Source organism: Wolbachia endosymbiont of Bemisia tabaci (assembly GCF_003999585.1).
GTDB lineage: Bacteria > Pseudomonadota > Alphaproteobacteria > Rickettsiales > Anaplasmataceae > Wolbachia.
In genome coordinates this window covers 657,016-676,672 of sequence record NZ_CP016430.1, presented here as the reverse complement: position 1 = coordinate 676,672, position 19,657 = coordinate 657,016, and the positions used below count along the sequence as shown (strand labels likewise).

19 protein-coding genes, 2 tRNA genes, 2 other RNA genes and 2 pseudogenes are annotated in these 19,657 nt (G+C 33.5%); 8 read left to right on the top strand and 17 right to left on the bottom strand.

Going from position 1 to position 19,657, the window contains the following annotated elements:
* Positions 1-58: 58 nt before the first annotated feature.
* The 6 genes from BBB02_RS03235 to ffs all read right to left on the bottom strand — a co-directional run bounded on the left by BBB02_RS03235 (position 59) and on the right by ffs (position 4,783).
* Positions 59-556 carry an invasion associated locus B family protein gene (locus tag BBB02_RS03235; RefSeq protein WP_019078627.1) on the bottom strand — a complete coding sequence of 166 codons (498 nt, stop codon included), beginning with the start codon at positions 554-556 and terminating at the stop codon, positions 59-61.
* Positions 549-1,445, bottom strand: coding sequence for an RNA polymerase factor sigma-32 (locus BBB02_RS03230; protein WP_127463958.1), 897 nt, complete (start codon positions 1,443-1,445; stop codon positions 549-551). The genes BBB02_RS03235 and BBB02_RS03230 overlap by 8 nt, the downstream gene beginning before the upstream one ends.
* A gap of 283 nt (positions 1,446-1,728) precedes the next feature.
* A complete protein-coding gene (locus BBB02_RS03225; RefSeq protein WP_127463957.1) occupies positions 1,729-2,412 on the bottom strand; it encodes a P44/Msp2 family outer membrane protein in 684 nt (227 codons plus the stop codon).
* 336 nt (positions 2,413-2,748) lie between these two features.
* Positions 2,749-3,063, bottom strand: a complete 315-nt coding sequence (locus tag BBB02_RS03220) for a YbaB/EbfC family nucleoid-associated protein (RefSeq protein WP_006013488.1) — start codon at positions 3,061-3,063, stop codon at positions 2,749-2,751.
* A gap of 21 nt (positions 3,064-3,084) precedes the next feature.
* Complete coding sequence (gene dnaX / locus BBB02_RS03215; RefSeq protein ID WP_127463956.1) at positions 3,085-4,668, bottom strand: DNA polymerase III subunit gamma/tau; 1,584 nt, start codon at positions 4,666-4,668, stop codon at positions 3,085-3,087.
* Between the two features lie 16 nt (positions 4,669-4,684).
* Positions 4,685-4,783, bottom strand: an RNA gene (ffs, locus tag BBB02_RS03210) — signal recognition particle sRNA small type.
* 109 nt (positions 4,784-4,892) lie between these two features.
* Here ffs and BBB02_RS06770 point away from each other — a divergent pair.
* Positions 4,893-5,015, top strand: a pseudogene (locus BBB02_RS06770) (WPE palindromic element domain-containing protein); the annotation flags it as partial.
* 203 nt (positions 5,016-5,218) lie between these two features.
* A complete protein-coding gene (locus BBB02_RS03200; RefSeq protein ID WP_006013494.1) occupies positions 5,219-5,872 on the top strand; it encodes a glutathione S-transferase family protein in 654 nt (217 codons plus the stop codon).
* Here BBB02_RS03200 and BBB02_RS03195 read toward each other — a convergent pair.
* Positions 5,844-6,521, bottom strand: coding sequence for an O-methyltransferase (locus BBB02_RS03195; RefSeq protein WP_006013497.1), 678 nt, complete (start codon positions 6,519-6,521; stop codon positions 5,844-5,846). The two genes, BBB02_RS03200 and BBB02_RS03195, sit on opposite strands and share 29 nt — an antisense overlap.
* Before the next feature lie 250 nt (positions 6,522-6,771).
* Between BBB02_RS03195 and BBB02_RS03190 the strand changes: the two genes are divergently transcribed.
* Positions 6,772-7,050 carry a DUF2671 domain-containing protein gene (locus BBB02_RS03190; protein ID WP_017532317.1) on the top strand — a complete coding sequence of 93 codons (279 nt, stop codon included), beginning with the start codon at positions 6,772-6,774 and terminating at the stop codon, positions 7,048-7,050.
* Positions 7,051-7,078: 28 nt separating this feature from the next.
* Here the strand turns inward: BBB02_RS03190 and BBB02_RS03185 are convergent, their stop codons facing one another.
* The 3 genes from BBB02_RS03185 to ssrS form a co-directional block, all read right to left on the bottom strand.
* The gene (locus BBB02_RS03185) at positions 7,079-7,771 is read right to left on the bottom strand and encodes a thioredoxin domain-containing protein (protein WP_127463954.1); all 693 of its coding nucleotides are present in this window, start codon (positions 7,769-7,771) and stop codon (positions 7,079-7,081) included.
* A gap of 54 nt (positions 7,772-7,825) precedes the next feature.
* A complete protein-coding gene (locus BBB02_RS03180) occupies positions 7,826-8,287 on the bottom strand; it encodes a type II toxin-antitoxin system RatA family toxin (RefSeq protein ID WP_127463953.1) in 462 nt (153 codons plus the stop codon).
* A gap of 17 nt (positions 8,288-8,304) precedes the next feature.
* Positions 8,305-8,466: non-coding RNA, 6S RNA (ssrS, locus tag BBB02_RS03175), on the bottom strand.
* 115 nt (positions 8,467-8,581) lie between these two features.
* Here ssrS and BBB02_RS03170 point away from each other — a divergent pair.
* Entirely contained in the window at positions 8,582-9,166 is a 585-nt protein-coding gene (locus tag BBB02_RS03170; RefSeq protein WP_179947083.1) for an MlaC/ttg2D family ABC transporter substrate-binding protein, read from the top strand.
* Entirely contained in the window at positions 9,163-10,473 is a 1,311-nt protein-coding gene (locus BBB02_RS03165) for a bifunctional folylpolyglutamate synthase/dihydrofolate synthase (RefSeq protein ID WP_127463952.1), read from the top strand. Before BBB02_RS03170 ends, BBB02_RS03165 begins: the two co-directional genes overlap by 4 nt.
* Positions 10,474-10,478: 5 nt before the next feature.
* On the opposite strand, the gene BBB02_RS06420 is transcribed toward BBB02_RS03165, so the two are convergent.
* The 4 genes and pseudogenes from BBB02_RS06420 to BBB02_RS03150 form a co-directional block, all read right to left on the bottom strand.
* A complete protein-coding gene (locus BBB02_RS06420) occupies positions 10,479-10,928 on the bottom strand; it encodes a hypothetical protein (RefSeq protein ID WP_245970054.1) in 450 nt (149 codons plus the stop codon).
* A 343-nt stretch (positions 10,929-11,271) separates the two neighbouring features.
* Positions 11,272-11,412: pseudogene (locus BBB02_RS06725) on the bottom strand (DnaJ domain-containing protein); the annotation flags it as partial.
* Positions 11,413-12,265: 853 nt separating this feature from the next.
* Positions 12,266-12,772 carry a hypothetical protein gene (locus BBB02_RS03155; protein ID WP_127463951.1) on the bottom strand — a complete coding sequence of 169 codons (507 nt, stop codon included), beginning with the start codon at positions 12,770-12,772 and terminating at the stop codon, positions 12,266-12,268.
* Between the two features lie 62 nt (positions 12,773-12,834).
* A tRNA-Leu gene (locus BBB02_RS03150) sits at positions 12,835-12,919 on the bottom strand.
* Positions 12,920-12,981: 62 nt separating this feature from the next.
* Between BBB02_RS03150 and tldD the strand changes: the two genes are divergently transcribed.
* The 3 genes from tldD to BBB02_RS03135 all read left to right on the top strand — a co-directional run bounded on the left by tldD (position 12,982) and on the right by BBB02_RS03135 (position 15,837).
* Positions 12,982-14,400, top strand: a complete 1,419-nt coding sequence (gene tldD / locus BBB02_RS03145; protein WP_127463950.1) for a metalloprotease TldD — start codon at positions 12,982-12,984, stop codon at positions 14,398-14,400.
* A gap of 307 nt (positions 14,401-14,707) precedes the next feature.
* Positions 14,708-15,382, top strand: a complete 675-nt coding sequence (locus tag BBB02_RS03140) for a hypothetical protein (protein WP_127463949.1) — start codon at positions 14,708-14,710, stop codon at positions 15,380-15,382.
* Positions 15,383-15,612: 230 nt separating this feature from the next.
* Entirely contained in the window at positions 15,613-15,837 is a 225-nt protein-coding gene (locus BBB02_RS03135) for a hypothetical protein (protein WP_127463948.1), read from the top strand.
* A 275-nt stretch (positions 15,838-16,112) separates the two neighbouring features.
* Here BBB02_RS03135 and petA read toward each other — a convergent pair whose 3' ends face one another.
* From petA to BBB02_RS03120, 3 genes are all read right to left on the bottom strand, one after another.
* On the bottom strand, positions 16,113-16,712 hold the full coding sequence (gene petA / locus BBB02_RS03130; RefSeq protein WP_127463947.1) for a ubiquinol-cytochrome c reductase iron-sulfur subunit: 600 nt from the start codon (positions 16,710-16,712) through the stop codon (positions 16,113-16,115).
* Between the two features lie 94 nt (positions 16,713-16,806).
* Positions 16,807-19,509 (bottom strand): DNA topoisomerase (ATP-hydrolyzing) subunit A, encoded by a 2,703-nt coding sequence (gyrA, locus tag BBB02_RS03125; protein ID WP_127463946.1) that lies wholly within the window; start codon positions 19,507-19,509, stop codon positions 16,807-16,809.
* A 51-nt stretch (positions 19,510-19,560) separates the two neighbouring features.
* Positions 19,561-19,633, bottom strand: a tRNA-Val gene (locus tag BBB02_RS03120).
* Positions 19,634-19,657: the final 24 nt, after the last annotated feature.

Here is a 19,657-nt window from a genome sequence, read left to right as displayed (position 1 = left end):
ATCCATATTTTTGTCTGAGAGACAAAACAGCCTATCTTATACTTTAGTGATCAATAATTTACTTTGTATGGCATAAGTCGTGCATTTTTTGGTAAGCTTTTTGAAACCCAAGCAAGGAATAAGTATCATCAACATTTGCTGTTTTTACTTTTCCATTAACTACCATTGATAATCCCTGCTTCATTTTTAGAATCAAATCTTGGTCCATTTTTGTATCATCTGTCCACGCAAGACTTCCCTGTATTATTGGCAATTGATATTTAATTTTTTTATCGATATTGAGAACTACAGGCTCATTATTATACTGAAAGCCAGAAGTGACGCTCACCTCATCTGCTTTTTTATCAACGTAACTGACCATTACATACGGCTTGCGATCGGCTGTATAATGTTCACTTTTTTTCTTAGGATGAGATACAATATAACACACTTTTTCACCATCTTCCAATGCAGTATAAACAAACCAGTCTTTATATTTTTCGCTCAGTTGTACATTACTAACCGATGCAAGAGTGTCTATTGAAAGAAATATTAGAAATACGAAAAGACTACGCATGCAAACCAAATTTCAAACTCTCTGATTTTATATGTTGTTTTACCTTACTCATCGCTTGCTCAGCCAGCTGTCTTATTCTTTCTCTTGAAACACAATATTTTTTGCTAAGCTCATCCAAAGTCTGAGTATTCTCAGACAAATATCTGTTAATAAAAATGTCCCTTGATGATCTTTCATTAAGACTTGCTAATGCATTGCTTAAGATTGTTTCTTTTAATGCCTTTTCTTCATGATTCTGGTAAGCTACTTCTTGACTAACTAAATTACACGGAATCATATCTTGTAACTCCTTTTTAGAGTCATCACCTATTTTTATACAATTATTTAACGACTGATCCTTACAAGCCAGACGATAGCTCATCTGTACAACATCTTCTTCAGATACAGAAAGCTCATTTGATATTGCTTTTATTTCTTCTTTACTCAAAGTTTCTCTGTTTGTGTATTGTAAAATTCTTTTTTTTATTTTACGTAAACTAAAAAACAATCTCCTTTGTGCTTGCGTTGTACCTATTTTTACAAGTGACCAAGATTTTAATATAAAGTCTTTCATTGAAGCTTCAATCCACCATACTGCATAAGTTGAAAAACGAAACCCTAAATCAGGATTGAACTTTTTTACTGCATGCATTAAACCCATATTTCCTTCCATGACCAGGTCCATCAACAATAGACCGTAATTCTTAAATTTCATTGCAATTTTTACTACCAAATTCAAATGGCTAGTAATCAACCTGTGAGCAGAAGAAATATCCTGGTATTCTTGCCAATTTTTTGCTAATCGCACTTCCTCTTCTTGGGAAAGCATAGGAAATTTTCGCACTTCAGCAATATATTGCATGAGATTAGTGCTACTATTAACACATAAATTTGCTACTGGGGTCAACATAATAACTTAAATTAAAACTCTATACATATAATATATTGATTTTCAGTAAAAAATTCAAGCTTTAATTAAAAAAGCATAACTTTATATCTAGTTGAGATCTTAACAACAGCTACCTAAATGTAGAATTAAAGTTGCCAGCGTGTAACGATAAAAACTACATTAAATAAATAATGTGTTATTCCAGTGCTCAAACACTGGAATTCACATTTCTTTTTTCTAGATCCCAGTGTCATACTACTTGAATGACAAGAAAAACCCACTGGGATAATAAGACAAAGATAGACTAGAAATTAAACGCTACTCCAGCTTCTGCACCAACAGTGCTGTAAACAACATTTTTGATACCAGTATCATCCTTAGTTGCCTTATCAAAACTAGCACCATAAGAACCGAAGTAACGAGCTCCAGCAAAGAGTTTGATTTCTGGAGTTACATCATAACTAACACCAGCTTTTGCTTGATAAGCAAAACCAAATCCTTTTTGATCTTTAACTGCATCAGCTTTTGAAGGATTGCTGATATATGCTGCACCAACACCAACACCAACGTATGGAGTGATAGGCATATCTTCAATCGCTATATCGTAATAAACGTTAACCAATCCTGAAAATGCTGTTAAACTGTCTGCAACATTTGTTTCAGAAGTATTTACTACAGCTGTATCTTTAGCCAATTGTGAGTAAAGCCCTTCAACATCAACTCTAATGTCATCCATTTTATAACCAAATGCACCACCACCAGCTATAAAAGATCTTGTTAAGGGACTATCCTTTTCTTTACCTGTTGCATTTGTAATACCATCAACTTTTGTATAAAAAGGTAAAATTTCACCGTTGTATTGTAAACGAACGTAGTAGCTAGTTTCTTCATCACTTATTGGACCAATAGGATCTGATGAAAAAGCAGAGTTTGATAGGCTTAGCAACGTCACTAAAGCAGCTGCCGAAAAAAACTTTTTATAATGCATAATTGCCCTCGTTAAAAAAATTAAAATTCCACTTTAGCAGTCTAAATAATAACTAAAGTTAAGTCAAGTGCTAACTTAATAACACAAAACCTTCTGTATCTTAACTAACTTTTAGGAAAATACAAAGATTTTATTAATTAATAAATAGAGTTACTCTACTTTTTTTACTCTTGATCTTCTGACACCTATTTCACTAATGTCTTTTTATCTTCTGATCTGCATTCATCATTGTGAATTGCTGCATATTCATGCAGTAATATGAATGTACTTCATGGAAGTACTAGTATAAAAGGAAAACACTTAGTTACCGCATTAAGGCAAACTTCAGTAGTAAATTTAAAAAGGAAGTTTAAATCCAGGTGGTAACCCCATCATACCTGCAAGATCAGAGGTTGCATTTGCCATATCTTCTTCTGCTTTTTTAATGGCATCATTAAACGCTGCTGTCACTAAATCTTCTACTATGTCTTTTTCTTCATTTCTCATAAGCTCTAAGTCTATGTTTACCTTTTTAGCTTTATAGCCACCTATTTTTATAACTTCCACTAATACAGAAACTTTGCCACCACCAGAAATACCTTGAAACTCTTTTCCAATATATTTTTCTTGGGCTTCCGCAAGCTTTTTTTGCATTTCTTGTGCTTGCTTCATTATTTGACTGAAATCCACAACCTACTCCTTATTTTCTATATTAACTACCTTTGCACCTTTAAACGTATTTAATATATCCTTAACTACAGGTGCATAATTTAAATTACTCACTTCCCTATTCATATAACTCGTATCAACTATAATAACCCACTCCTGATTAGTAGCTTGATTTAAGTAACTTTTCAAGTCATTACAAAAATTACTGTTCAAGTTAGATACAGCTTTTAATTTTAAATACCCAAATTTACAATCTATTAATTTTAGATTACTACACAGTTGTTTGTAAAGATAAATTTGGTTACTCCGCCTTAATAGTTGCAAAATCTTATCAAAATCGTAATTTTGTTGTTTATTTTTTACATGGATCTCAGTGTCACGCACTGGGATGACAGAGTGGGGTTTTTCCACATATTTTTTTGGATCCGAGTAGTCAGCTACTTGGATGACAGAGGGGGAAGGTGCAACAGGTCTGCCCTGTCTATTTCCTTGCTCTACATTCTGTGAAAGAATTTTTTTGATCACCTGTTCCGGAGAAGGCAAATCAGAAAGATAACAAAGGCTAATTAATATCATTTCAGCGGCAATTTCATTGCATGTTGAAACCTTTATATCTTGAATACCCTTAAGCAGCACCCTCCACAATCTCGAAAAAAATATTAAAGACTTTTTTGCACTCAAATCTTTTACTCTGCTCTTCTCATATTCTGTATCAATCTCTTTTGTAATTAAAAAACGGCATATTAACTGGATTGTTTGCAGTAGATCTTCAAAAATATTGAGCGGATTTGCTGTTTTTACCACATTGTCGAATGCTAACAAAGCCTTCTGTAAATCACTGTCTAATACTGCTTCCAGTAGATCAAATATAACGTTTCTATCTACTAGACCAAGTATGTCTGTAACACTTTGAGTGGATATTGTACCATCTTTGCTATATAGCACTGCTTGATTCATCAGAAATAAAGCGTTACGCATTGAATTGCTACAGTGGTGCGCAATTAATTCCGATGCTTCTTTTTCAATAAAATAATTTTCTTTTTGTGCAATATCATTTAAACGCTCCATTATCTTAGCTGAAGGAATGTTATGTAAGTCAAACCTTTGACAACGTGCAACAATAGTTATTGGTATCTTTTTTATTTCTGTAGTTGCTAGAATAAACTTTACGCTAGATGGTGGTTCTTCTAGAGTTTTAAGTAATGCATTAAATGCATTACTGGATAACATGTGTACTTCATCTATAATGTAAACTTTAAATTTAGAACTTATTGGTAAATAGCAAATATCTCCCAAGATCGCTCTAACATCCTCAACACTAGTGTGACTTGCCGCATCGATTTCAACCACATCTGGATGGCTTGAATTTTTTATTGCCAGACAACTTGTACATGATCCACAAGGTTCAAAAGTTGGCCCCAATGAGCAGTTCAAGCATAAAGCTATTATTCTTGCAGTGGTGGTTTTACCAATTCCACTGCTACCAGAAAGCAGTATAGATTGTGGAATTTTGTTGAGAGTAAAAGCATTTTTTATTATACGCACCAATATATCTTGACCTACTAAATCTTTAAAGCTATTAGGACGATATTTTAATGCTATGTTCATAGCCTAGAATAAAACAAATAGTACAAATAGGTATGCAACCCAAAAAGATTCTGATATGGTTGCTTCATTTCTGACCTGACCAAGTTACAGAATTTTTGCCTGCATACCTTATAAAAGGTTATACTTTTTTTTTTTTTTAGCAAGGTATATTCTATATTAGTCTTATAATTTATATGTTAGACCTTTTACAACATTACTTTGGAGTAAACAGCTGTTACCTAAAATACTCTTCTTCTGTCATCCCAGTACCCAGACACTGGGATCCAGAAAACTTAATTTTAAATGAATACATTAGGCTGTTGTATAATAAGAACTGGATTCCAGTGTCAATCACTGAAATGACACCCTTCCGGTGGGGATTGCTCTCAAACTACAATGTTCGTACAGTTGTACTGGGATCCAAGTATAAAAATATTTGGAAATTACACAATGGACAATGGATTCTAGGAATATATGTTAAAAGTAATGTCCATAATGAAATAAGCTGGATTCCAATGTCACGTACTGGAATGACAACATATAGGTATTGGAATAACAAAAGAGGAATATTATGATTTTATATCATTTTCCTCTTTGTCCGTTTTCACGAAAAGTTAGAGCTCTTCTCAAGGAAAAAAAGCTGAGTTGTGATTTGGTATATGAAAATCCATGGGAAAAGCGGAATGAATTCATGGAGATCAATCCAATCGGACAAGTACCAGTATTAATAGATAATAACTTTGTAATAGCGGATAGTAATGCCATTTGTGAATATATAGAAGAGACTTACAATAGTGACGTCAAATTACTTGGTTCATCAACTATTATTAAGTCTAAAATACGCGCTTTAATCAATTGGTTCGATAGCAAATTTTACAATGAAGTTACTAAGTATATTATGAATGAAAAAGTAATTACTAACCGCAGCCCTGACTCTAGATTTCTTCATGCAGCTCAGCATAACCTGCCTTGCCATATGGAATACATCGAACACTTAATTAACAAGAACGTTTGGCTTGCAACCGATAAGTTCACTTTAGCCGATATTACTTTAGCATCACATATTTCTATAATAGACTACGTAAATAGTTTCCCATGGGAAAAAAGTAAGATTTTAAAAGAATGGTACTCCATTGTTAAATCAAGGCCTTGTTTTCGAGAAATATTATTAGAGAGAGTTTTTGGCTTAACTCCCCCTAGACATTACGCTGACCTTGATTTTTAACTTGCGTTAGTTTTAAAGCTACAGTCATTCCTTCGTCAGTAGGAATCAATATGGAGAAATATTTTTTTTCATCTGACAATCTATCGTTAAACTCTCTCATAGCATGCCATGACTTTTCTGATACTTCTTTTGGAGGAGATTCTAAAAATACTGTATCAAATAATAGAGTGTTATCTGCAACGATTAGCCCATCTTGTTTAATGTATGACTCCGCCCAATCTAAATACTTAGGATAACTACTTTTGTCAGCATCGATGAATATCATGTCAAATGGTGCCTTTGCTGATAATTCATTAATTTTTTCCAGTGCATCACCTTCTATTAGAGTAATTTTATCACTTAGATTAAAAGCACTAAAATTTTTTTTTGCTATTCTTGAGTGTTGAGGATTATTTTCTATTGTATATATATGACCATCTTTCGGTAAAGCTTTTACCATACAAATTGACGAATAACCATATAACGTGCCAATTTCAACTATGCTTTTAACTTTATGGATTTTGATAAATAAATTTAATAATTTTCCTTCTTCAGGAGTGATTTGAATACGTTGTTTCTTATCAAGAGTACAATGTTCTTCTATTTTTTTATACTCTTTTGCAAATAAGCTTCTTATGTACAACGATTTTCTGCTAAAGTTATGACGCATTAAGTTTTATAATATAAACTAAGGAGGTTTAATCTATATAAGATTTATAAATATAACAATAGAGTTAAGAATAATAAAATTTTTTATTTTAAGTTGTTATTTTATAAAGTAAAATTTTAAGTGACAAAGATTATTATATATTTTACTATGGTTAACTAGTATAATAACCAATTGTTATACTAGAATTAAGGGATCGTTTATTTACATCTCTCTTAAAATGTAATTTTTATAATCAATGAGAGGGGGTTATATGTCTTATAACATTGCTAACGAAGTTGAAACGTTAAGCAAGAAGTCTAATAATAATGAAGGAGTGAAATTACTGAACAATCCAGCTTATCGCGAGAAGTACAAAGAACGCTTTAACGAAGCTCAGAAAAAAGTTATGGATATGGTCCAATTTTATGATGGAACGATAGTATTAATAGAGAATAAAATTGCTATGTATTATTATGCTTGGCACAGTAAAAAAAGAGAGTTTGAGCGTAAAAAGCAACAAACAGTATCAAAAAGTAATGATTCAGCATAGGGTTTTTATATGGTAAGCTACAGTGTTATTACTTCACTATAGCTTTTCCATATAACTCATCTATTACATTAGTGAAGTACTCCAGCTCTCTATATCCTTCATGTTTGACTTTACCATTCTCTACGTATGATTTGTCATCGTTAAGCTTGATAATGAATACAGGAGTAGCTGTGATATCAAGCTTATTAATTGCAAGTGATTTATCATTTATAATTTTGTCCATCATCTTTTTATCATTAATGCATTGGTTAAATACATCTTGCTTCAAATTGCTTAGTGCAGCAATTTTTTGTAGTATAGTTAAATCACTAAAATTAGAGTAGTTCCACGATTCTATTGCATTAAACACAGCTTTGTTAAAATTAAAATAGTCTTCTTCTTTTTCATAACAATAACTTAGCATTGCAGCTTTTAATCCTCTGTAATCTAGAGGAAAATGACGGAATATGTATAACATCTTACCTGTATCTATGTACTTCTCTTTGATTTTAGGAAAAACTTTCTTATGAAAAAGAGAACAGTGATAACAAGTGAGCGAAGCATATTCTATCACTAAAATTGGCGCTTTTCGGTCTCCTAATAATTTATCATCAGTCAATAGCGACAGTAGTTCTTTTGGTGTTATTTCATCAGTTTTTTGAGTGTTGGGTAAGTTTTGTTCAATAGCTGCATAAGAACTAACACTTATAAAAATTAGTAAAAACAATAATCTAAAGATCATTACAATAGAAACACTTAACTTATTAAAAAAAATAATGCATTTATATGAATAATGTCAAGATAACTTTTTCTCGGTAACGCTTTCTACTCTATCTTTGAATGCAGCAATTATTCTGCTTTGTGTGTATTTATACACTGAGTTTAATAAAGTGGAAAACAAGTTGGATTTAAATTCAAACTCTATATAGAACTCTACCATAGTTTTACTTTCGTTCATAGAAGTGAATTTCCACTCGTTGTATAAATGTTTAAATATTCCATTTGAGGACACAGCTTTTATCCAACTTTCATTTATTCCATTTGGAGCAAGGGAGGTCACTTCTGATGTGTAACTTCCTTTAATGCCATGAAAAGCTGCAAGGAGATCCACAGTCATTTGGCTATCAGTTTTTTCTTTTATATGAACAGCTTTGCACCAAGGAACAAAATCAGGATACTTCTCAACGTCAATTACAACTTGAAATATCTCACGAGATGAACAGAAAAAAACACCTTGTTCTTTATATTGGTGTAACATAAACCTGAATAATAAAAATGGGATCCATATCTACCGTCAGTCTTAGTAGATTCCTGAGACCTAAAGTTAAGGTGGGTATCACATACTAATTTCAATGAAATTAACAGAGGCAATCCCCTTGATCAGAAATTATCGCTCGGGAAATTTAACTTAACTCACAACGTATAGCACAGACCCCTATTAATTATAGATTATTTATATAGAGTATGTCTATAGGTATGTTAGAGCTAGCGACTATTATTTTGCCTTTGTTAAATTTTGCATTTTAAGTATCATAGCTAATAAATATATCTTATGAATGTTATTAAGCTCTTAACCATTTTTATTTTAATATCCTCAAGTGCTTACGCGAGTTGTATAGGTCACAGAACTTTTGTGCTTGCCATGAAGCAGCAAGTAGATAATACGTCTATGAAAGGGAATAGAAAAAATTCAGAACATATACACGAAAAGCTTCGGAAGATCATTCAGAATAATGTTAACCTCAAAGAAATATCTCGATTTGTAATAGGGAAATATTGGAATTTATCTACTCAGAAAGAAAAAGAAGAGTTTCTAAAAGAATATGAAGTATATCTCGCGCGTTTGTGCGCTAAAATTTTGTATAAATACATAAATAATAGTGAAATGATTATAATGAGTACAAAAGCAGTTGACGATGAAACTTGTCTGATAGGAACAAGATTTTCTTATGGTGATGAGGAATTTACAAATATTGACTTTAAGGTTACTAAAAGTGACAGTTCTTTCTTAATAAACGATGTTGTAATGAGTGGAATAAGTATTGCTATTAATCAACGTTCTCAATTTAGTGAAAAGATCGACACGAATGGCATGGCAAGTGTAATAGATGAATTAAAACGTAACAATAATTTATGATATACATGCCTCATTGGCCTAAGCCGATTGGCAGTAGGCCAAAGGATTTTTCTCTTGATCGCATAAAAAGCTTTCTAAATAAATTGGGTAATCCCGAGAAAAAAATACCGCCAATAATTCACATAGCTGGCACTAATGGCAAAGGATCAACGCTATCGTTTATAAGATATATAATGCAAGCAGCAGGGTATAAAGTTCATACGTACACCTCTCCACATTTAGTGAATTTTAATGAGAGAATAGTTGTTGCAGGCACTGATGTCGATGATAGTGAATTACACAACTCACTGGAAGAATGCCGTATAATAGTTGCGGAACAACCTATCACTCTATTTGAGGCCACAACAATTGCAGCTTTCTTAGCTTTTTCTCGTCATAAAGCTGATATTACTTTAGTTGAAGTGGGTCTGGGTGGAAGGCTTGATGCAACAAATGTTATAGATAATCCGATCCTAACGATCATCACTTCCATTGCCCTTGACCATACAGAATATCTTGGTCCTACCATAGAAACCATAGCAGGTGAAAAGGCTGGAATAATGAAACCTAATGTTCCTTGCGTAATAGCACCACAAGAAAAATCTATAATGAACACATTAGAACATCATGCAATAAATAAGAAATCTCCTCTGTATAGAGGAGGACTTGAATGGAATTGCGAAAAACAGAATAACAAAATGGTCTTTCAATCGACTATTCAATCAATAGAATTTTCTTTGCCATCTTTAAAGGGTGATCACCAAATAATCAATGCAGGAAATGCTATTGCAGCATGTAGCATTTTAAGTGGAAAATATGGATTTGATATTGGAGAAGAGGACATTGCTTCAGGTTTACAGAGCACTTATTGGCCTGCGCGGCTAGAGTCTATAAAAGAAGGTAATTTAATTTCTTTATTACCAAAAGATTGGCAATTATTTCTAGATGGCGCGCACAACAATGATGGTGCCAGAGTGTTAGCTAAGTGGGTAAGAGACAATTTTCCTGAAGGTGTTTATATGATCTTTGGTATCACTCGCAATAGAAATGTGGCAGAGTTCTTAGAGCACTTAAAGCCATACATCAAACTACTATGCGCAGTTTGTGTTAAATCTGAACCTAAAGCAACAAGTACAGATTTAATCAGAGAAGGAGCTAATAATATAGGAATAAACGCTATTGAATGTGAATCAATCGGCGATGCGATATCAAATCACATATTGAAAGCCTCTATTCAAAACGTCAAAACCATACTAATCTGTGGCTCGTTATTTTTAGCCAGAGATTTGAGTATGGAGAATAGCTATCAATTCACCCAAGGACAATAAACGCATTACACAACTTGCTCTCTTCCATAAGCGTGAACACTATCGGGATTTATGGTACTATTTAGCTGTTCTAAAAGTGGATCACTACCTTTAAATTGCTCCTCAATTGAATTTATGACTGTCTTTTTGAAAGTATACTCACTTGCAGCATTTAAAATAGGTGAAGTAACAATTAAAAGCGTGAATGGTAATGAAAGTAATAATCCGGATAACATCATAGAGTTAGTTATACCAAAGCCGTTGGCAACTAAATCTAATCCCACACCGGAAAACATTAAAGATGTACAGATTATGTTGCTCAAAATAAGTGAATTTTTTAGCCACTTTAATTTAGTTCTATCGCTTTCTGAAAAATCTTTGCATTCTTGGTCAAAGTTAAACAATAATAGAATATTAGTCTGCTTATTAAACTCTTTTCCATTTCTAATATAAATGCTCGCGATAGCTGAACTCAAAACAAATTTGCTAACAAAAAGGAGCAAAAAAACCTACTGCTAAGGGGACATTATAGGTAACACCATTGCTTATAAAAAATGCAATGGATGTGAAGGATACTAAAATACTTCCTAAGGGATTTGAATAAGAAGAATATTTTGAATAAGCAATTATATTATTGTTAATTGAATGCTGCTTATTCAAGGCTCTATTTCTACTCTTATCATCTAGATATTTTTGCAATTCCTTATAACTATGGTTCCATAACTTACCACGTAATTCTTTCATTAAATTGTTCCTTTTGTTTAAACCCTTCTCCAACGGCTCTATTACAAATTCTTCAAAAAATGGTTTATTTTGTGCAATAACCTTAAATTGCTCCTCTGCTTCTTTATTGCCTGGATTTTTATCTGGGTGATATTTTAACGATAATTCACGATATTGTTTACTAAACTTTTTCTTAATATTCTCAATATCAGAATTTACCACATCCTCCTTTTGAATATCAAATGTTAAAAACAACTGCTTTAAAGCGTGGTACTCATTTTCATTCAAAATATTTCTAGCCATATTACACCTACAAATTAACTAACTATTAATACTTTATAATATATAAATTTCCAAATCATGTCAATTATTTCATTCATGCTTATTGTATGAATTATTTCTTTCACGACTACCATGACAAGTGTATGAAAATTATCATTTAGTGCATAATAATGTTTAGGGTTACAGTTTTCATTGGTCATTTGAGTTACTCAAATCCAATTCATGCCAATTCTATCTATCTTGTCACTTAAGTAGCCTCTATTTCAGCACAGGAATCTACTTTATAGTGATGTCATTCAAGTATCTGACATTGATTCCTTTATAATGCTGTCATCCCAGTGCTAGACACTGGGATCTAGTTAAATTTACAAGTATAAAAGTAATCAATGTTTTGATGATTATGAAAAAGCTGGATTCCAGTGACCATCTACTATATAAATAGTACCTTCAAAAATAAACGTTAGTGCGGTTGTGTGTCCCACGCTGAATTACTTTAGCTACAAATATTAAGAAATTTACTAAGTAAAAAAAGACAAAAGAACCCCCGTATAGCGAGTTTTGACCCTATAATAATTTAAACTGGCGTTGTAATAATGTGCTAACGCTTAAAATAAGCGTGTTTTGGCTGAATGTAGAAAAAATAAAAAAGACATGCAGCCGCTATAATTTTATGTAATCTGCCAATATATACCTGAGTTTTTTACTGGATTTTGTTGTTAAATCTGCAGAGATTAAAAACAAGGATAAATACTCTCACTATCATAGTAAGGGGGGTGGCGTAATTTGTCAAGTTAAATAAGCTAACTTATTAACATGTAATAATACAGGGAGCTATTGCAGATTGAATGTTCACTAGCTTTGAGGTTTTGGTTTCATCTATTTGCGGCTGACTAATCATAGTTCGAATGAAATTGGCTGCCATAAAGGTACAACCTAGAATAAAAAAAGCAGTAGAAATGAAAGGAATAATAGGAGATTCGAGAGGCAATATATATATTATTCCTCCTATTAAAAATGAAACGTTAGATTTAATGTCGAGGTAGATCTTCATTAATTTCTCTTGCCGAGAAGTATCGAGTTGCTTATTAAGGTCACGCTGCCTGAAATGATCAGTTAATGACCATATATTTAAAGCAAGCGAAAGTGCACTTAGTATAGTGCTGACAATAGTAAAATACAAGCTTAAGGAAGAAATATTTAGGGCTAATGCTGCTATGTACCCACTCAAAGAAGCAATAGATAGTGCAGTAACTAAGCGTTTTGAATAAGTTCTTATTTTCTTTCTGTAAACAAGCCTCTCTTTGTCGCAACTCATAAACTTAAGTATAGTAAATATGTTATATTATAGCATTAATTAACTCAAAAATTAATATAGAGTGCCCGAGAGAAGACTTGAACTTCCACAACTTAAAAAGTTACTAGCACCTGAAGCTAGCGCGTCTACCAATTCCACCACCCGGGCTTTTTGTGATTTACTATGTTAAAATAAAATAATATACTCAAATAGTTTTTAGCTCAAAAGTAATGCCAAATCTAGATCGAATATTTTTTGCTCAGAACAATGTTAATATTAATAATGTATATAAAATAGTCAACAACGCTTTGAGCAATAGTGATGGTGGTGAGCTATTTTTAGAGTTTTGCCAATCAGAATCCCTAATTTTTGATGATAATATATTAAAACATATGGATTTGAATACCAGAAGAGGATTTGGTCTAAGGTCTTTTTGTGAAGATAGTACGTCTTTTGTTTGCTCTTCTGAGATTAGCGAAAAAGAAATTAGTAAAGCTGCTTCCATGGTAAAAAGTTCAGCATCTTTAAGCAAAACAAATTCAGTAAACTTAAATGAGGAGGCAAAAAGCCTGTATTCAACGATTAATCCCATAAATGAAATGGACCTGAGCTCAAAGATTAAACTACTTAATGAGGTTAATGAGTATGTAAGGTCGAAGAATAATTGCGTGAAGCAGGTAAAAATAACTCTAAATGGAGAGTGGCAAGTTGTACAAATAATAAAAGATGATCACAGGTTAAGCGATATTAGGCCTTTGGTACGTTTTAATGTACTAGTCATCGTAGAGAAAAATGGCCGAGCGGAGAAAGGTTCTGCAGGGCATGGTGGAAGAGAATCTTATAATAAATTTGTTTCTGAGAAGAAGTGGAAAGAAGTTGCAAACCAAGCGTTAGAGCAAGCGCTGGTAAATCTTGAGGCAATTCCAGCTCCGGCTGGAGAGATGACAGTTGTTTTAGGTTCAGGTTGGCCAGGGATATTATTGCATGAAGCTGTAGGTCATGGACTTGAGGGCGATTTTAACCGTAAAGGAATCTCGGCATTTTCAAATTCTATGGGTAAACAGGTGGCAGCCAGTAACATTACTGTAGTTGATGATGGAACTCTACCTAATTTGCGTGGTTCTATTAGCATAGACGATGAGGGTACTTTACCTGGCTATAATGTGCTTATAGAAGATGGAATTCTAAAAGGATATATGCAAGATCATATGAACGCTAAACTTATGGGTGTAAATCCAACTGGTAATGGTAGAAGAGAAAGTTACAAAGAAGTTACTATGCCACGCATGACAAACACCTATATGTTGGCAGGAAAATATGCACCAGAAGAAATAATATCCAGTGTAAAAAGAGGCCTATATGCAGTAAATTTTGGTGGTGGACAAGTTGATATAACATCAGGAAAATTTGTTTTCTCATCTTCAGAAGCTTACCTAATAGAAAATGGTAAAATTACACAGCCAGTGAAAGGAGCAACACTAATTGGTGATGGGCCAACAGTGTTGAAAAAAGTATCAATGATTGGTAATGATCTAAAGTTAGATCCTGGTGTTGGTACGTGCTCAAAAGACGGACAAAATGTGTCTGTTGGAGTTGGTCAGCCAACACTTAAGGTCGATTCGATAACTGTTGGTGGAACTGAAATGTAGATAAGGGCTAAAACGAATTCTAGCTTTTTTCTTAACTTCTTTTAGCCAACATCTCCCAACCTGCTTATTTTTTTAAACCTCATTGTACCTACTATTTTATCTTTGGTATATTGTAACCTTTAATATAGTTATCCAAGAGAGCTGTTGGTTAATCCGCAATTGTGATTGTTTGTATTATATTGTTGTTTTTTTTAGATTATACAAGAAGTATAATGTTTGTTATATTAATCTCGATATATATCAATTCAATAAAAAATTAATCAATAAATGCTAGAATAGTTATAATTAAATTTATTGGATAATACTTATGAGTGGAGAAAAAAAGATTTTTAAGATGGTACCCGGAAAATCTCTTGTAGTAAGAGAAGGAATGGTATGCCATGCAAGCAAAAATGTTTGTTTAGAAAGCTCTTTTTCTGGCAGAGATAATGCTGATGTGAGTAAACCATACAAAATTGCTAAACTTGCTTTTATACCGCTGAATGATGAAAGTATAGAGGTGCTAACGCTCAACGTAAACTTGTGTCAATTTCATGACAGAGTTTATATTTGTCTTAATGAATCGGGACAAAGTCTGGAAGCTAATATCCGGTATAAACAAGATGCCACTGATAATTCTCTTATATACCTTAATGATCAGCTAGTAAACGTAGTAACTAATATAGAATACGAAGGCTTTAAATATGGTAGACCACAATTCCTTGCACAACCTGTATTGTATAAATACGTAACGCGAGACGAAAGTGGTAAATACTATTTCTCAGATAGAGAAGGAAGTATTATCGATTCACTTTACGATAAAGCGTTGCAAAAGAACATAGTAGCTTGTAGCGAAGAGGAAACACAGGAGATAGCAAATAGTATGTTTTATGATGTACCTGATAATCTGTTGGAGAAACTTAACAAAAACGAACAAGCAGTAGGTGCTGAGGATGTGGAATGGGAATCACAGTCTGTATATGCTGATACTGAATTCATATAAGAAAAAAGGTAGGGACTGATATCAGTCTCTAAATACCATTTCAATGTAGCTAGTTAGTTTCAAAATTTTAATTTTTATAGGAGTTAATACGAGCGATTACAGTATGAAGGCAGCAGGAAAAGACTTTGAATTATTAAGTAAAATAGGCGAAGCTAACTCTAGCAGTAATAATAGACGACATACAGGTTAAAATTAAGCCTGAATCTTCTGAGAGCAATAAAGAAAAGAATGTGTCGGTTGGTTATGTCCATACAATTCTAGATAAATTAGTTAAAGATTTAAACGATACATTTGTTCCTGAATTGAATATCGTGTTGAAGGATAATCAAGAAAGTATGGATCTATGGTTTAATGACATAGATAGGGTTGAAGGTCTAGTTACGGATAATAGGGATAATATTGGAATTTTGAAAGAAAGTTTTAACAACGTAAAAAAAAAGAAGTTAAAAAATTAAAAATAGGAATAATTAGTGGTGATAACATAGATGACTGGAAAGCACCAACTCATCCTGATATGTTATAGTAATAATAATGATTTTATAAGAATTATCAAAAATATGGCCAAAGAAAATATCTACAGTAACGATACATCGAGCAATAATAAAGAGTTGGTACAGATATATAACTCAAAATCTTGGTAAAATGCAGGTTTTTTTAATTGAAGCTTTACCCACGAAGACAGTGTGCTTCTTGAAATACAATATTTCGCTACCTTAATTGTGCAAATCCGTTAAGCCTTCTTGCCAATTACTACAACATTTTCACTTGGAAAAAAGTAGTCAGGTATAACCATATTTTTTGGTGCGGGACCTCCAATTACTCGGCCTGACGTGTCATAGTATGAACCGTGACAAGGGCAGAACCAACCGTTGCCGTCCTTTGTAGCGTGATCAACTGGTACACATCCAAGATGGGTGCATATTCCAATCATAATTAACCATTCATCTTTCCCTTTGTATACTCTTTTTTCATCTGATTCAGGATCTCTCAAATTTTCTACATCTATGTCTCTTGCAGCCTCAATCTCTTGTTTTGTGCGCTTACGGATAAATACTGGCTTACCTTGCCATTTTACCTTTTTTCCTTGTCCTTCTTGAATATCAGATAGATTAACCTCAACCGTAGACATCGCTAAAACCTCAGCAGAAGGATTCATAGACTTAACCAATGGCCAAAGACCGCTTGCAGCTCCTATACCTGCCATGGAACACGTAGTTAATATGATAAAATCTCTTCTACTCTTATTTTTGGCAAAATCTTTAACAAGAGATGTTTTTTTACTCTTCTCATTCGTCAATGATTTTTTATTTTTAGTTAACTTCTTATCCATCAATCTCTACTTGAACATAGATATATATTTTAATTTAAATACTATAGATTAATCAATAGAAATTTGCACTATTTGCTTAATCTTTGCTATACAGTTAAGAAGAAACAGAGTTTTCAATTTCGGAAATACTATCTTCAGTGGAATCAGGATCCTCAATTTTCGCTACTGACACCACCTTTTCTCTACTCTCTGTTTTAAACAGAGTGACTCCTTGAGTGCTACGTCCTGCAATTCTGATATCATTTACTGAAATACGAATTAACTTTCCTTTATCTGTAATAAGCATAATATTATCACCCTGTTCAACTGGAAAGCTAGCAACAACATTACCGTTTCTATCGGTAGTAAGGATATTTGTAATACCAACACCACCTCTATTTGTTACCCTATACTCGTATGCAGAAGTTCTTTTACCAAAGCCATTTTCAGTAATAGTTAATATGAACTCCTCATTCATTGCAAGTTTTAAGAACAGTTTGTTATCTATTCCTAAATCATTCAAAGTTTTTTCCAATTTAGAATCAATTGAGTTGTTGGTTACAGCTTCCACCCTTTTTGCAAGCGGAACTCTTAAGTAAAGCTCCTTTGTTTCTGTTACAATACCTATGCCGTTTAGTATGGTCATGGATATCACACTGTCATTTTTTGCAAGTTTGATACCTCTTACGCCATCTGAATTACGACTCTTAAATTGACGCACATCGCTTACAACAAATCTGATGCTTTTTCCAAGTGTTGTTGAAAGTAGAACATGATCAATTTCGCTACATACTTTAACTGATATTAACTTATCCCCTTCGTCGAGCTTTATTGCTATTTTTCCATTGCTTGGAATATAGTGAAAATCCGCTAAGGAGTTACGCCTTATGTTCCCATGAGCAGTAACAAAAACTATATTTTGATTTTCGTCATTCTCACTTGGAAGCGGCATAATGTTAGTTATTGTTTCACCATCGCTAAGCGGAAATATATTAACAAGTGCTCTTCCACGTGCAGTTGGTTCTGCAAGAGGTAGTTTATAAACCTTTAATCTGTAAACTCGACCAGTATTAGAAAAGAATAAAAGACTAGTGTGGGTATTTCCAACAAATAATTTTGTAATTACGTCCTCCTCTTTTAATCCCTGTCCTAGCTTTCCCTTTCCACCACGATGCTGGGTTTTATAATGAGAGAGTTTCACACGTTTGATGTAACCATTCATAGTTACAGTCACTACCATATCCTCTTGTGGAATTAGATCTTCAGCTTCGATGTCCATATCTGATTCTTCTATTGAAGTTTTTCGCGGCACAGTAAATCTGTTCTTTATTTCTTGTAGATTGTTTTTTATTTCTTTCATCAACTTCTCTACTGAACCAAGAAAAGCGATATATTCTTTTATCAGGTTAATCATTGAACTTAGCTCAGCTTCTAATTTGTCTTTTTCAAGGCCTGTTAAACGTTGCAATTTCATGTCAAGAATAGCTTTCGTTTGCAGCTCAGTTAATCTATACACTCCGTCTTTCAAAAAGCTCGTGCTGTCTGAGATTAATCCAATAATTGTGCTTATCTCAGCTGAAGTTTTCCATTCTTTATTTAAAAGTTCTCTACTTGCTTCCGCAGGATCTTTTGCACCACGGATGATTTTTATCACTTCATCTATGCTGAGGACCGCAATGTAGAGCCCTATATATATATGAGCTTTTTCCCTCGTTTTTCTTAGACGAAACTCTGTTCTCCTGATTAATACTTCTTTTCTAAAATCAATAAAAGCAGCTATAATTTCTTTCAACGACATCAAAGCAGGCCTGTTGTTGTTGAGGACTAAAGTGTTAACACTAAAACTACTTCTTAGTGGAGTGAGTCCCAATATTTGATTAAGTATAAAACTTGCTTCAGCATTTCTTCTGAGGTCAATTACTACTCTAATACCAGACTTATCAGACTCATCCCTAATTTCTGTTATGCCATCAATTCTTTTTTCTTTTACAAGCTCACCTATCTTCTCAATTAATTTTACTTTATTTACCTGGTAAGGTATTTCATCAATCACTATTGCTTGCCTATCTTGTGGCAGGTCTTCCATGTGAGTCTTGCCTTGCACAACAATTGATCCACGACCCGTTGCAAATGCTGATCTTATTCCAGACCTTCCAAGAATCGTTCCTCCAGTTGGGAAATCCGGTCCTGGCATCACTTCAAGTAACTCATCCAAAGTAACTTCAGGATTATCTATATATAACATACAAGCATCTATTATTTCTCCAAGGTTGTGAGAAGGAATATTGGTTGCCATACCAACTGCAACACCGCTTGCACCATTTACCAATAGATTCGGAAATTCTGCAGGCAATACAACAGGCTCTGTTTCATTTCCATCGTAGTTTGATCTGAAGTCAACTGTATCTTCATCAATATCATTCAGTAAAAAATGCGATACTCTGTGGAGCCTTGCTTCTGTATATCGCATTGAAGCTGGCGGATCTCCATCTATTGAACCAAAGTTACCTTGCCCATCGATAAGCGGTAAAAGAAGAGAAAAATCTTGAGCCATCCTGACCAAGGAGTCATAGATAGCCATGTCACCATGTGGGTGATATTTTCCCATTACATCCCCGACTATACGAGCTGCTTTTTTATACGGTTTACCGGCATCGAACCCAGCCCTCGACATTGCGTATAATATGCGCCTATGAACAGGTTTAAATCCATCTCGCACATCAGGTATAGCTCGACTTATGATCACACTCATTGCATAGGAGAGATAAGAATCTTCTAGCTCTTTCACTATTGAAACTGGTACTATGTTGTCTTGCATTTTCTATACTTTGATTGAAATAATTGTAATATTAATATTCAACTAGGCTAATGGGCAATGACAGACTTGAACTGCCGACCTCCTCGGTGTAAACGAGATGCTCTACCAGCTGAGCTAATTGCCCCTCTAGATATAATTCTATAGTTCA

Bases quoted from the DNA above. Each gene is read 5' to 3' on its own strand.
- BBB02_RS03170 (WP_179947083.1), top strand. From the start codon at position 8,582: ATGAATGTTATTAAGCTCTTAACCATTTTTATTTTAATATCCTCAAGT.
- tldD (WP_127463950.1), top strand. From the start codon at position 12,982: ATGCCAAATCTAGATCGAATATTTTTTGCTCAGAACAATGTTAATATT.
- BBB02_RS03155 (WP_127463951.1), bottom strand. From the start codon at position 12,772: ATGAGTTGCGACAAAGAGAGGCTTGTTTACAGAAAGAAAATAAGAACT.
- BBB02_RS03180 (WP_127463953.1), bottom strand. From the start codon at position 8,287: ATGTTACACCAATATAAAGAACAAGGTGTTTTTTTCTGTTCATCTCGT.
- BBB02_RS03195 (WP_006013497.1), bottom strand. From the start codon at position 6,521: ATGCGTCATAACTTTAGCAGAAAATCGTTGTACATAAGAAGCTTATTT.
- BBB02_RS03230 (WP_127463958.1), bottom strand. From the start codon at position 1,445: ATGTTGACCCCAGTAGCAAATTTATGTGTTAATAGTAGCACTAATCTC.
- petA (WP_127463947.1), bottom strand. From the start codon at position 16,712: ATGGATAAGAAGTTAACTAAAAATAAAAAATCATTGACGAATGAGAAG.
- BBB02_RS03225 (WP_127463957.1), bottom strand. From the start codon at position 2,412: ATGCATTATAAAAAGTTTTTTTCGGCAGCTGCTTTAGTGACGTTGCTA.
- BBB02_RS03190 (WP_017532317.1), top strand. From the start codon at position 6,772: ATGTCTTATAACATTGCTAACGAAGTTGAAACGTTAAGCAAGAAGTCT.
- dnaX (WP_127463956.1), bottom strand. From the start codon at position 4,668: ATGAACATAGCATTAAAATATCGTCCTAATAGCTTTAAAGATTTAGTA.
- BBB02_RS03140 (WP_127463949.1), top strand. From the start codon at position 14,708: ATGAGTGGAGAAAAAAAGATTTTTAAGATGGTACCCGGAAAATCTCTT.
- BBB02_RS03165 (WP_127463952.1), top strand. From the start codon at position 9,163: ATGATATACATGCCTCATTGGCCTAAGCCGATTGGCAGTAGGCCAAAG.
- BBB02_RS03200 (WP_006013494.1), top strand. From the start codon at position 5,219: ATGATTTTATATCATTTTCCTCTTTGTCCGTTTTCACGAAAAGTTAGA.
- gyrA (WP_127463946.1), bottom strand. From the start codon at position 19,509: ATGCAAGACAACATAGTACCAGTTTCAATAGTGAAAGAGCTAGAAGAT.
- BBB02_RS03185 (WP_127463954.1), bottom strand. From the start codon at position 7,771: ATGATCTTTAGATTATTGTTTTTACTAATTTTTATAAGTGTTAGTTCT.
- BBB02_RS03220 (WP_006013488.1), bottom strand. From the start codon at position 3,063: ATGAAGCAAGCACAAGAAATGCAAAAAAAGCTTGCGGAAGCCCAAGAA.
- BBB02_RS03235 (WP_019078627.1), bottom strand. From the start codon at position 556: ATGCGTAGTCTTTTCGTATTTCTAATATTTCTTTCAATAGACACTCTT.